The sequence below is a fragment of the Blastococcus sp. SYSU DS0541 genome (genome assembly GCF_054050875.1).
On sequence record NZ_JBJHAD010000004.1, the window covers coordinates 171,094 to 183,270 of the forward strand.

At 75.5% G+C, this 12,177-nt stretch carries 14 protein-coding genes; 8 read left to right on the plus strand and 6 right to left on the minus strand.

Going from position 1 to position 12,177, the window contains the following annotated elements:
- The first annotated feature begins 57 nt into the window (after positions 1 to 57).
- From ACI794_RS06715 to ACI794_RS06730, 4 genes are all read left to right on the plus strand, one after another.
- A complete protein-coding gene (locus tag ACI794_RS06715) occupies positions 58 to 1,578 on the plus strand; it encodes an amidohydrolase (protein WP_456615954.1) in 1,521 nt (506 codons plus the stop codon).
- 555 nt (positions 1,579 to 2,133) lie between these two features.
- On the plus strand, positions 2,134 to 3,681 hold the full coding sequence (gene lnt, locus ACI794_RS06720; protein WP_456615955.1) for an apolipoprotein N-acyltransferase: 1,548 nt from the start codon (positions 2,134 to 2,136) through the stop codon (positions 3,679 to 3,681).
- Positions 3,678 to 4,451, plus strand: a complete 774-nt coding sequence (locus ACI794_RS06725) for a polyprenol monophosphomannose synthase (RefSeq protein ID WP_456601613.1) — start codon at positions 3,678 to 3,680, stop codon at positions 4,449 to 4,451. The genes lnt and ACI794_RS06725 overlap by 4 nt, the downstream gene beginning before the upstream one ends.
- Positions 4,452 to 4,508: 57 nt before the next feature.
- Complete coding sequence (locus ACI794_RS06730; RefSeq protein WP_456615956.1) at positions 4,509 to 5,015, plus strand: FxsA family protein; 507 nt, start codon at positions 4,509 to 4,511, stop codon at positions 5,013 to 5,015.
- 123 nt (positions 5,016 to 5,138) lie between these two features.
- Here the strand turns inward: ACI794_RS06730 and ACI794_RS06735 are convergent, their stop codons facing one another.
- The 5 genes from ACI794_RS06735 to ACI794_RS06755 form a co-directional block, all read right to left on the minus strand.
- A complete protein-coding gene (locus ACI794_RS06735) occupies positions 5,139 to 5,483 on the minus strand; it encodes an RNA polymerase-binding protein RbpA (RefSeq protein ID WP_091932539.1) in 345 nt (114 codons plus the stop codon).
- A gap of 192 nt (positions 5,484 to 5,675) precedes the next feature.
- Entirely contained in the window at positions 5,676 to 6,428 is a 753-nt protein-coding gene (locus ACI794_RS06740; protein WP_456601611.1) for a thymidine kinase, read from the minus strand.
- Entirely contained in the window at positions 6,425 to 7,780 is a 1,356-nt protein-coding gene (locus ACI794_RS06745) for an MFS transporter (protein WP_456581343.1), read from the minus strand. Before ACI794_RS06745 ends, ACI794_RS06740 begins: the two co-directional genes overlap by 4 nt.
- Positions 7,781 to 7,832: 52 nt before the next feature.
- A complete protein-coding gene (locus ACI794_RS06750; protein WP_456601610.1) occupies positions 7,833 to 8,714 on the minus strand; it encodes a lysophospholipid acyltransferase family protein in 882 nt (293 codons plus the stop codon).
- Positions 8,711 to 9,490, minus strand: coding sequence for a glycerophosphodiester phosphodiesterase (locus ACI794_RS06755; protein WP_456601609.1), 780 nt, complete (start codon positions 9,488 to 9,490; stop codon positions 8,711 to 8,713). The genes ACI794_RS06750 and ACI794_RS06755 overlap by 4 nt, the downstream gene beginning before the upstream one ends.
- A 150-nt stretch (positions 9,491 to 9,640) precedes the next feature.
- Between ACI794_RS06755 and ACI794_RS06760 the strand changes: the two genes are divergently transcribed.
- Positions 9,641 to 10,048, plus strand: coding sequence for a hypothetical protein (locus ACI794_RS06760; RefSeq protein ID WP_456581340.1), 408 nt, complete (start codon positions 9,641 to 9,643; stop codon positions 10,046 to 10,048).
- 9 nt (positions 10,049 to 10,057) lie between these two features.
- Here the strand turns inward: ACI794_RS06760 and ACI794_RS06765 are convergent, their stop codons facing one another.
- On the minus strand, positions 10,058 to 10,288 hold the full coding sequence (locus ACI794_RS06765; RefSeq protein ID WP_456581339.1) for a hypothetical protein: 231 nt from the start codon (positions 10,286 to 10,288) through the stop codon (positions 10,058 to 10,060).
- Positions 10,289 to 10,854: 566 nt separating this feature from the next.
- Between ACI794_RS06765 and ACI794_RS06770 the strand changes: the two genes are divergently transcribed.
- The 3 genes from ACI794_RS06770 (at position 10,855) to ACI794_RS06780 (ending at position 12,175) form a co-directional block, all read left to right on the plus strand.
- A complete protein-coding gene (locus ACI794_RS06770; protein ID WP_456601608.1) occupies positions 10,855 to 11,445 on the plus strand; it encodes a hypothetical protein in 591 nt (196 codons plus the stop codon).
- 65 nt (positions 11,446 to 11,510) lie between these two features.
- Positions 11,511 to 11,873, plus strand: a complete 363-nt coding sequence (locus tag ACI794_RS06775) for a VOC family protein (RefSeq protein ID WP_456615957.1) — start codon at positions 11,511 to 11,513, stop codon at positions 11,871 to 11,873.
- A 107-nt stretch (positions 11,874 to 11,980) separates the two neighbouring features.
- Positions 11,981 to 12,175, plus strand: a complete 195-nt coding sequence (locus ACI794_RS06780) for a hypothetical protein (RefSeq protein ID WP_456601606.1) — start codon at positions 11,981 to 11,983, stop codon at positions 12,173 to 12,175.
- Positions 12,176 to 12,177 lie beyond the last annotated feature (2 nt).

The following is a 12,177-nucleotide window of genomic DNA, read 5'->3' on the forward strand; positions in this document are numbered from 1 at the left end:
TCTCCTACTCGTCGGCCCGCCGCCCCGGCAGGCGACGGGACGGGAGGAGGAGCGAACGTGAGCCTGCTGCTCACCGACGTGCGGGTGGGTGACCGGCCCGGGCGTGCGCTGCACGTCGTGGACGGCCGGATCGCCTGGACCGGCGCCGCGGCGGACGCCCCACGGGCGGACCGGGTGATCCCGGGGGAGGGCGCCCTGCTCACCCCGGCCTTCGTCGACGCGCACGTGCACGCGACGGCGACGGGGCTCGCGCTGACCGGTCTCGACCTCCACTCGAGCCTCAGCCTTGCGGAGGCCATGGCCTCCCTACGGCAGCACGTCGCCGCGACCCCCGCCGGGATCGTCCTGGGCACCGGGTGGGACGAGACCGACTGGCCCGAGCGCCGGGGACCGACCCGCGCCGACGTCGATGCCGTGGCCGCGGGCCGGCCGGTCTACCTGGCGCGGGTCGACGTCCACTCCGCGACCGTCTCCACCGCGCTGCTGGACCTGGTCCCCGGCATCGCCGCCCTCCCGGGCTTCTCACCGGACGGGCGGCTCCGCCTGGACGCCCACCACGCCGCCCGCCAGGCCGCCTACGGGGCGGTCGGCACCGTGCAGCGGGCCGACGCCCAGCACGCCACCCGCACCACCGCCGCCGCGCTGGGGATCGGCAGCCTGCACGAGATGGCCGGCCCGGAGGTCTCCTCCGCCGACGACCTCCGAGAGCTGCTGGCGCTGGCGGCCGAGATCCCCGGGCCGCGGGTCGTGGGGTACTGGGGCGAGCTGTCCGAGCGCGGCGGCCTGGACCTCGTGCGGGAGCTCGGGCTCGCCGGCGCCGGGGGGGACCTGTTCTGCGACGGCGCCCTCGGCTCGCACACGGCCGCGCTGAGCACTCCCTACAGCGACCGGCCCGAGACGTCCGGGGCTCTGCGGTTCGACTCCTCGTCGCTGGCCGAGCACGTGCGCGCCTGCACCGCGGCGGGGATCCAGGCCGGCTTCCACGTCATCGGCGACGCCGCCGTCGAGCAGGTCCTGGACGCGGTGGGGGTCGTCGTCGCCCAGCTCGGCGTCGAGGCCGTACGCGCCTGCCGCCACCGCCTCGAGCACCTGGAGATGCCCTCCGCGGAGGCCATTGCCCGGATGCGGAACTGGCGGATGGTGGCCAGCGTGCAGCCGGCCTTCGACGCCGCATGGGGCGGGGACTCGGGGATGTACGCCGAGCGGCTGGGCGTCGAGCGGGCGCTGGCGACGAACCCGCTGGCCGACCTCGCCGACGCCGGCGTCGTCCTGGCGCTCGGCAGCGACGCGCCGGTCACGCCGCTGGACCCCTGGGGGGCGGTGCACGCCGCCGTCGACCACCGGAGCCCCGACTCCGGGATGCGCCCCTTCGACGCCTTCGACGCCGCGACGCACGGCGGCTGGGCCGCCGTCCGCGCCGAGCACCCGGCCGGGCCGCTCGCCGTGGGAGCGCCCGCGGACCTGGCCCTGTGGGCCACCGACGACGGGCTCTCCGCCGTGCTGGAGCACCGCGCGCGGCCGGCGTGCGCCGGGCTGGTCGTCGACGGCCGGCCCGTTCCGACTCGCGACGATCAGTAACGATCCGGTCACACTGCGACCCGGAGGTGCCGAAGGTCTCGATCCGGGGCCGCGCGCTTCCTACAGTCCCTGCAGTTCCTGACCGGGAGCACCGCACGCACGTCCCCGGCAGGCGCGTCCGTCCTCCCGGCCGGCGCCCTCCCGCGGAGGGCGCCCCCAGGCCGCCGACGACGGGCGGGCCGGCCGGCGACCGCGGGCGGGTACCCCGGCGGAGCCCGCACGGACGCGCGCCATCAGACAACGGTCGCGCCGATCGCCCCCAGCGACCGGCCGTCCGGCCCGAAGGCGCGCCGTCCGCGGAGGGTGACCGCCGGCGCATCCGGGACGGGGGTCCGGACGGGGCGGCCACGGGCGGGGTCACCCGCCCCGCCGGGATGGGATGCTGGGTCGGGACCGCGTGGACACCGCGGTCCGGACCCCGCCCAGTCCGGCGCGGGGACGTCCCGCCCACGCAGGGCGGCTGCACCGGGGAGGCGCTGGGTGCCCGCAGGCGATGGCGGGCCGGGAACCGGCACGCTCCCGCGGCCGACCGGCCCGGGCGGGGCGGATCGGCCCGTGCCGCCGACCGGGCGCGGAGCCCGCTGGTCACGTGCTCCCTGGCGCACGCTCCTGGCCGCAGCAGGCGGCCTGGCCATGTTCCTGGCCTTCCCCGGGTACGACCTGGTCGCGCTGGCCGTCGTGGGCCCGGCCGCCCTGGCCGTCGCCGTGCACGGCCGCGGCGTGCGCGCCGGTCTCTGGCTGGGCCTGGTCACCGGTCTCGCCTTCTTCGTGCCGCTGCTGTCGTGGACCGGCATCTACGTGGGCGCCTTCCCGTGGCTGGCGCTCGCGGTGAGCCAGGCGCTGTACCTGGCCGCGCTGGGCGGGCTCACCGCGCTCACCTCCCGCCTCCCCGCCTGGCCGCTGTGGGCGGCGGCGCTGTGGGTGGCCGTCGAGGCCGCCCGCGGCCGGTTCCCCTTCGGCGGCTTCCCCTGGGGCCGGCTCGGGTTCTCCCAGACCGACGGGCCGTTCCTGGCGTTCGCCGCGTACGGCGGTGTCCCGCTGGTGAGCTTCGCCGTGGCCCTGACGGGCGCCCTGCTCGCTGCGGCCCTCCTCGGCCTGCGAGCCGGGCGGGGCCGCCGCGCGGCCCCGGTGGCGCTGGCCGGGGCGCTCGTCGTCCCGCTCGTCGGGACGCTGGCGTGGCTGCCCCTCCCCGGGGCGTCCCTCACCGCGGGCGGGCCGACCGCCATCGTCGCGGTCATCCAGGGCGACGTGCCGCGCGCCGGGCTGGACTTCAACGCCCAGCGCCGGGCGGTGCTCGACAACCACGTCCAGCAGACGCTGCGCCTGGCCGCGGAGGTGGCGGCGGGCCGGCAGCCGCGACCGGACGTCGTGCTGTGGCCGGAGAACAGCTCCGACATCGACCCCTACCGCAACGCCGACGCCGCGGACGGCATCCAGCGGGCGGCCGACGCCGTCGGGGCCCCGGTGCTCGTCGGCGCGGTCGTCGACGGCCCCGGGGAGTACATCAGCAACACCGCCATCGTCTGGTCGCCCGAGGACGGGCCCGGGCAGACCTACGTGAAGCGCCACCCGGTGCCCTTCGCCGAGTACATCCCCGCCCGTGACTTCTTCCGGACGTTCAGCGACAAGGTGGACCTCGTGCCGCGCGACTTCGCCGCGGGGGACGAGGTGGGGGTGCTCGACGTGGGCGGGGTGCGACTGGGTGACCTCATCTGCTTCGAGGTGGTCTACGACGGCCTCGTGCGCGACGTCGTCGACGGCGGCGCCGGCATGCTCGTCGTCCAGACGAACAACGCCACGTTCGGCTACACCGACGAGAGCGCGCAGCAACTGGCACTGAGCCGGCTGCGGGCGGTCGAGTTCGGGCGCACCGTCGCCGTCGCCGCCACCAGCGGGATCTCGGCCGTCGTGGCCCCGGACGGCACCGTGGTGCGCTCCTCGGAGCTGTTCGAGCCGGCGGTGTTCGTGGAGGAGATCGCCCAGCGCGACGACCGGACGGTCGCCCAGCGCCTGGGCGCGGTGCCGGAGGCACTCCTCACCGCACTGGGTCTCGGCGCGGTCCTCCTCGCGGCTCTCCGGGGGCGCAGGGCGGGCCGGGGGTGAACGGACGCGTCCTGGTGGTCATCCCCACCTACAACGAGGTGGAGAACCTCGCGCGCGTCCTCGACCGCCTGCACGCCAGCGTGCCGGATGCGCACGCCCTCGTCGTCGACGACGCCTCCCCGGACGGCACCGGGGCGGTCGCCGACGCCCGCGCCGCCGCCGACCCGCGGGTCCACGTGCTGCACCGCAGCGCGAAGGCCGGTCTCGGGCGCGCCTACGTCGCCGGGTTCCGCTGGGCCCGGGAACGCGGGTACGACGTCCTGGTCGAGATGGACGCCGACGGGTCGCACCCGCCCGAGCAGCTGCCCGACCTGCTCACCGCACTGGCCGACGCGGATCTGGTGCTGGGCTCCCGCTACGTCGACGGCGGCCGGGTCGAGGACTGGCCGGTGCACCGGCTGGTGCTCTCCCGCATCGGCAACCGCTACACGCGCTGGGCGCTGCGCCTGCCGCTCCGCGACGCCACCGGCGGGTTCCGTGCGGTCCGCGCCGAGCTGATCGACCGGCTGCCCTTCGACGAGGTGGCCAGCGAGGGCTACTGCTTCCAGGTCGACTGGGCCTGGCGGGCGCTGCGGGCGGGGGCCCGGGTGACCGAGGTGCCGATCACCTTCACCGAACGCGCCTTCGGCCGGAGCAAGATGAGCAGTTCGATCGTTGGGGAGGCGTGGGCCCGCGTGACCGTGTGGGGCGTGCAGGACCGGCTGGCCGACTGGCTGCCCCGCCGGGTGCGCCCGCCGGTGACCGGCCCGGCCGATCCGGCCGGACGCTGAGACGGCGGCCGGCCGACGGGGGAGCAGGGATGGGACGACCGACAGGGAGGAGGCGACGTGGCTGACGTGGTGCGTCGGAGACTGCGCACGGTGGTGGGGCTGACCGCGCTGGCGGAGCTGGTGGTCTTCCTCCTGGTCGCCGCCTGGATCGGGCTGGGGTGGACCATCGTCGCCACCCTCGTCACCAGCGCGCTGGGCTGGGTGCTGCTGGCCAGCCAGGGCCGGCGCACCCTCGCCGACCTGCGCCGGCGGGCGCAGTCCCGCGAGGCCGCGGGCCGCGAGCTCGGCGACGCCGGCCTGATCGCCGTCGGCGGCCTGCTGATGGTCCTGCCGGGCTTCCTGGGAGACCTCATCGGCCTGCTCTGCCTGCTGCCGGGCACCCGGGGGCTCGTTCGCGGGGTGCTCCGGCGCCTCGTGCTCGCCCGGCTGCCCGAGCACATGCGCGGACCGGTGCGCGTGGGCAGCACCCGCACCGCTCCCGTCGACGCGACGCACCCCTCCCGGCCGGCCGAGCCGCGGGTGATCGAAGGAGAGGTCCTGCGGGACCCCGACGACCGGCCCTGACGCGCCAGCGGGGGACCGGCCGGGTCGCCCCGGTCCCACGACGACGGACGGCCCCGGTGGATCTCTCCACCGGGGCCGTCCGGAAGACGGTGAGCGCAACCCACCCTGAGGGCGGGCCCGTCGTCAGCTGGCGCGGGTACGCCGACCGCGGAGCACCTCGAGGCGCTCGGCCAGGACCTCCTCGAGGTCCTCGACGCTGCGTCGCTCGAGCAGCATGTCCCAGTGCGTCCGCGGGGGCTTCACCTTCTTGGGCGCCGGCTCGGACCCACCGACCAGCTTCGCCGCGGAACCGTCGAACTTGCACTCCCAGGTGTCGGGGAGCTCGGCGTCATCGGCGAAGGGCACCGTGAACAGGTGGCCCGAGGGGCACCGGTACTCGGCGTACTGCCGCTCGATGGGCGCGGTGTTCCGCTCGGTCTCGTAGCTGACGCTGCCCAGTCGGCTGCCGCGCAGGGAACGCTCACCCATGGCACACCGTCCTCTCGTGCTCGTGTCGGTCGGGACTCGACGTCCGATGGCCAGGGCAGTACCCAGGCGATCGGGGAGTCAGAGGAGTGAACGACCGAAAAGGCGGAGAGATTCCGCCGAATCGGCTGCTCATCATCGCATGGGGTGGGATCTGCGGCGCGCGCGCCCCCCGCAGGGGTGAGGACCGGCCCCTCAGGGCAGGGCGAGCTGCCCGGGACCGGCCGCCGTGGGGGCCAGCTCGCCCCGCACGTAGTGCCGCCGGCAGAGCACCTGGTACCGGACGGCAGGTGCTCCGGCCCCCCCGCCGGGGAGCTCCGGCGGGGCGGTGTCCGCGACCACGACGGTCTCGCCCGAGCGGACCATCACGCCGTCCACGACGCGGGCGTTGAACAGCCCCGGAAGACCGCACCAGCACAGCACCTCCACCTGGATGCGCTGCACGTCGTCGGCCAGCTCGAGCAGCCGCTGGGTCCCCGGGAAGAGCCGGGTCCGGAAGTCGGTGGTCAACCCGAAGGCGTAGACGTCGACGTGCGACTCGTCGACGAGCTCGGCCAGCTGGTCGACCTGGGCGGGGGAGAGGAACTGCGCCTCGTCGACGATCAGGTAGTCGACGCGCTGACCGCCGGCCCAGCGGTCGCGGACGAGCAGCCGCAGGTCGGTGGTCGCGCCGATCTCCACAGCCGCCCGGCTCAGCCCGACCCGGGAACTGATCCGGGGAGCCGCGGACCGGTCGCCCTGGGTCACCAGCAGCCCGTGCCGGCCCTGCCTGCTGTGGTTGTGGTCGACCTGCAGGGCGAGGGTGGACTTCCCGCAGTCCATGGGCCCGTGGAAGAACCGGAGGTGCGCCGGCGCCGGGTGGCGGCGCCGGTCCCCGGAGGCGGGGACCGCGCCGGGCGCCGGCAGCGGGAGAGGGGGCCGCTCGCCGGCGGCAGGGGAGGAGGTCACAGCTTCTCCGGTGGGGTGTTGCCGGCAGCGAGGACGGCGCGGCGCATCGGCAGGGTCGCGAGCGCGATGAACCCGCCCACGAAGAAGACCACCAGGCTGACGATCGCCAGGCGGTAGGACCCGGTGAGCTGGTAGGTGAGGCCGAAGGCGAGCGGGCCCAGCCAGCTCGTGCCGCGGTCGCTGATCTCGTAGAAGCCGTAGTACTCGGCCTCCTTGCCCGCCGGGATGAGCTGGCTGAACAGCGACCGGGAGAGGGCCTGCGTGCCACCCTGCACGAGGCCGATGACGGCGGCCAGCGCGTAGAACTGCGCCACCGCCCCGGTCTCCAGGAAGAACGCGGCGAACAGCACGCCGATCCAGGCCAGCAGCGCGCCCAGGACGACCCGCTTGGCCCCGTAGCGGCCCGCCAGCCGGCCGAGCCCCAGCGCCCCGAAGATCGCCACGACCTGCACCATCAGGATCGCGCCGGTGAGCACGTCCTGCGCCAGGTCGAGCTCCTCGGTGGCGTACGTGGCCGACAGCGAGATCACCGTCTGCACGCCGTCGTTGAAGAGCAGGTAGGCGCCGAGGAACCACAGCGTCAGCGGGAAGGCGCGCATCTCGCGGAACGTGGTGGCCAGCTGCCGGAAGCTGCTGCCCGAGCGCACCGCGGAGGCGGCGACCGGGCGGTTGCGGAGCCGGGAGACGGAGAACAGCGTGAACGCGCCCCACCACAACCCCGCCGTCGCCAGGGCGATGCGGACCGCCTCACCGGTCGTCAGGCCGAGGTCCTCGGCGGCGACCACGAGCCCGAGGTGGACGGCCAGCAGCAGCGCGCCGCCCACGTAGCCGAACGCCCAGCCCCGGCTGGAGACCTGGTCGCGCTCGTCGGGACCGGCCAGGTCGGGCAGCCACGAGTAGTAGACGACGGTGGCCGCGCCGAAGCTGATGTTGGCGAGCACGAACAGCAGCGCGCCCATCAGCCACCGGCCGTCGCCGACGAAGAACAGGGCTGTGGTCGCCAGCGCTCCCAGGGCGGCGAACGCGGCGAGCATCTCCCGCTTGCGGCCGGTGCGGTCGGCGACGGCGCCGGTCAGGGGCAGCACGAGCACCTGCAGCACGACCGACGCCGAGAGCACGTAGGAGAACCAGCTGCCCGCCGCGATCGACAGGCCGAGGAAGGACAGCCGCTCGTCCGGGCCGGCGGCGTCCCGCGCGATCGCGGTCAGGTACGGGCCGAGGAAGACGGTCGTCACCGAGGTGTTGAAGACCGACATCGCCCAGTCGTAGGAGTACCAACCGAAGCGTTCGCGCGCGAGGGCGCGGTCGGCCGGCGGGACCGACGGGTCGGCGGAGGGGACGGCGGTGGTCACCGCGGCAGGCTGCCAGGCGGCCGGGCGCCGGTCCAGCACCGGCCGCGAGCGGTCACGGGATGTCCTCCGGGACGACCCCGCCCGGGAAGGCGGCGACGGCGGTCGTCGGCCGGGTCGGGTCCACGAAGGCGGGGCCGTCCGGCTCGCCGGCGCGCAGCGGGCGCAACCCGCGGGTGAGGGCGGCGGCGATGCGCGTGCGGGCGCGGTTGGCGTCGCCGACGCGGCCCATCCGGAGGTCGTCGAAGACGACCGGCGGCCCGACGTGCACCCGCAGCGCCGGCCGCCGTCGGACGGCCCGGAGCGCCGACCGCAGCTTGCCGAGGTCGTTGCCGTACTGCAGCACCTCGTGGGCGCCCCACTGGCTGACCGGGATCACGGGCACCCGCAGCCCCAGGGCCAGCCGCGCCATGCCGGTGCGCCCCCGTTCGGGCCACAGGTCGGGCGCGAGGCCCACCCGGCCCTCGGGGTAGGCGACGACGTGGCCACCGTGCACGAGGGCCACCTCCGTCACCCGGACGGCGTGCCGGGCGAGCTCGGTGCCGCGCTCCACCCGGATGGTGCCCGCGCGCTCGAGGAGGGGGCCGACGGCCGGCGCCGAGAGGATGCCCCCGGTGGCCATGATCCGGGGCGTCACGCCGAGCCGCTGGAGCGCCGCGGCGACGACGAAGGGGTCGAAGTCGCCGATGTGGTTGGCGACCAGCAGCAGCGGGCCGCGCCGCAGCTCCTCGGGGATCTCCCCGGTGACCTCCAGCCTGCCGAAGAGCCCCACCAGCCCGCCGGACGCGCGCAGCAGGAGGCGCCAGAACCACCACGGCGGCGCGACCGCGACGGCGAGCTCACGGGCGAACCACTCGGGGTCCTCGGGGCGCACCAGCGCGGCGAGGTCCTCGGGGAGCGGCGGCGTGCGCGGCCACCGGCCCCGGAGCCGGCTCACGACGGTGGCACCCACTGGCCGCGCTTCTCCAGGACCCCGCGCAGCATCGCCGGCCGGTCGGTCATGACGCCGTCCACCCCGAGGTCGAGCATCGCCTCGGCCTCGGCGGGGTCGTCGACGGTCCACACGTGCACCTGCAGCCCCCGCGCGTGCGCGGCGGCGAGGAACCGCTCGTCGACCAGCGCGCGCCCGCCGAGCTGGAGCGGCACCTGTGCGCAGCCGGCGGAGATGCGCACCAGCCCGGCGGCGCGGGGGGAGTACGACGACAGCCGCAGCGCCGCGACCCCGCGCGGCCCCAGCGAGGTGCAGACCGCCGGGCCGAAGAGCCGCCGGGCGGCGGCGAGGCGGGCGTCGGAGAAGGAGCCCAGGCAGATGCGGTCCAGGACCTTCATGCGCCGCACCAGCCGCACCAGCGGGGCCAGCACGCCGGCGGCCTTGACGTCGAGGTTGAACCGGACGTCGGGCCACGCGCCGAGCAGGTCCTCCAGGCGGACGATCGGCTCCCGGCCGCCGATCCGGGCCTCGGAGACCTGTCTCCACGTGAGGGAGTCGACCCGGCCGCTCTGGCCGGTGACCCGCTCCAGGCTGGGGTCGTGGAAGGCGACGAGGACGCCGTCGGCGGTCACCTGCACGTCGGTCTCGAGGAACCGGTAGCCCAGCTCCACGCAGGCCTCGAAGGCCGGCATGGTGTTCTCCAGGTGCTCGATCGCACCGCCCCGGTGGGCCATCGCCAACGGCGTCGGCGCGTCCAGGAAGGCGAAGCGCGACGCAGGCACGCGTCCACGCTAGTGGCAGGCCTGCGGGGCCGTGCGGGGCCCTTGCGGTGCGGCCGTCGGTGCCCGCCGCCCCACCGACCTGCACCGTTCCGACCGGCGCTCTGGCGTGTCATCCGGGACTGTCGGCAGCGGCGTCTACCGTGCGCAGGCGTGGCACAGCAGCACGCGACCGGCAGCACGGCATCCCTCCCCGTCGCCCCGCTCCCCAGCCGGGGGAGCGGCGAGGAGCGGCGGTGCGGGTGGTGCCGCAAGGTCCTCCCGCAGCAGGGGTCGGTCGGGCGGCCGCGGCTGTACTGCGGGCAGGCCTGCCGCCAGCGGGCCTACGAGCAGCGCTCCGCGACGGCGAAGGCCGGGCTCCCCGGCGACGTGGTGCTCGTGTCGCGGGCCGAGCTCGACGGCCTGCAGGACCGGCTGTACCAGCTGCGCTGCGCCCTCGAGGACGTGCAGACGATGCTGCACGAGCGGCCGACCAAGGCCGAGCTGGAGCGTTCGCTGGCCGACCTTGTCCGCTCCACGGGCCGGCTGGACCGGCTCTGGGTCAGCGAACGCTCCAGCTGACCGGCCGGGTCAGTCCGGGTCCTGCGTGTCGTCGTCGGTGTTCTGGTCGGTCTCCGGGTTGCTGACGTCCGGCAGGTTCTCCCGATCCGCCTCCTCCGGGTCCACGGTCTCGACGACGTCCTCGGTGTTCCCGTCGTTGCGGTCCAACCCGGCCGGGTCGCCGCAGGCGGTCATCGTGGCGCCTCCACCGAAGAGCGCCAGCGAGGTCAGCAGTGCGGCGAGCGGTCGTCGGGTTCTCATGGAGCGAGCCTACGAACCACGGCAGACAGCCGCCCGTCGAAGCACCGACATCCCCGTTCTTACGTCACAGTGACGGAACACCGGTGGTGTCGGTGGGTGGGGGGAACGCGGCGCACGGTCGGATGGTGAGCCCTGGAGCGGTCGACGGCGCTCCGGATCCCACGACGGGCCACGGACTCACAAGATCGTCTGGATCACGATCAACTGATGGGGGAGTCCGCGGTGGGCGTGACCGGCCGAGCCGGCGCTGCCGGCACGCCGCGGCGGCCACTCGGGAGCCACGAACCGGCGTCGCCGACCCCAGGGCCGCCGGCAGTCCGTGCGCGGGACCGGCCAGCGCCTGTGGAGTTCGCCGAGGAGGACGTGGACCGATCGGTCGGGACGGGCACCTGCGGGAAGCGGCGACCCCGGTGATCACGAGCCCCCTCTCGACGCCGATCCACAGCGCCGATAATCGACGTTATGTCAACTAGCGTCGAGACCGCTACGGCGCCCGCCGAGGTATCGCGACCGGCCACTCCTCCTGGCCCCCGGCGGCTGACCCGGGCAGGAGCGATCATCGGAGCATGCCCCGTACCTGGACCCACGTCGGCCGCTGCTGGACCAACGGCGAACCCTTCCTCGCCCTGGACGGCGACCTGCTCCCGGCCTGGCGCGGGATGAGCGAGCAGGCGTACGAGGCCCTGGTGCCGCGGCTGGACTACCAGCTCACCGGCATCCCCGTCGGCGGGAGCACCGCGGCGCTGGTCCTCACCGACCCGGAGGTCGGCGACGAGGGGTGGCTGGAGGTCTTCCGGGCCGATGACGGCGGCGTCGCCGTCGTGCAGGCGAGCGCCGGCGACTACCGGGCCACCCTCGACACCGCGCTGGCCTTCCCGGAGGGCGACGACCAGGTCGGCGACGTCGTGCGGGTGCCGAGCGGGCGGCTGGCGTTCATCAGCGCGGCGCTGGACGGCACCGGCGAGGACGGCGCCTTCCTCCTGCCCGAGTCCCCCGGCCCCACGCCCGACTCCCCCGTGCTGGCCGACGACACCGTCACCGACGCCAGCCCGCTGCTGGTCGTGCCGCCCGGCGCCTTCCGGGTGTCGGTCCTCTGGCGTACCGAGGTCCACGAGGACGCCGCCTTCGCCCGCTGGCTGTTCAACCGCGTGGGCTGACCGCTCACTTCCCCCGGCCGGGGCGGTCCACCCTGCAGCAACCGCCTCGACCACCGGGAGCCCGCATGTCCTCCGCCGTCCGCCCGATCCTCCTCACGCCCGACGTCGAGCGGCTGCGCGCCTTCTACGTCGGTCTCCTCGGTGCCGAGGAGACCGAGCGCTTCCCGGAGGACGGCCCGCTGTTCTACCTGGGCCTGCGCATCGGGGACTCCCACCTCGGGCTGACCGCGGAGCCGGCCGTCGCGCCCGGGCCGCCGGGCAGGGTCCTGATCAGCATCGAGGTGCCCGACGTCGACCAGGTCCTCCCCCGGGTCGCCGAGCTGGGCGGCTCCGCGCCGTCGGGGTCGGCCGACATGCCGTGGGGCCAGCGGGTCGCGCACGTCGCCGACCCCGACGGCAACGCGGTCAACCTGACCCAGCAGCTGTGAGCGCCCGCCGCTCCAGGGCGGTGACTCCCGCCCGACCGCGGCGGGTTCCTCCGGGACTCGACGGGGTAGGCGTCGGCGGACCGCCCCCGAAGCCGCAGGAGGAACCCGTGACCGAGGCCCGTCCCGACACCGACGAGCAGCACGAGCCCGGTGGCACCCCCTCCCCCGGCAGGCAGGACCTCACCGGCCGGCCGCTCACGCCCGGCACGGGCGACGACGGCGGTGCGCAGGCGATCCCCGGCGCCTACGAGGCGGACGAGGCGGAGCAGGAGCGCGGCAAGGCGGTCAAGCCGGGCAACTGACC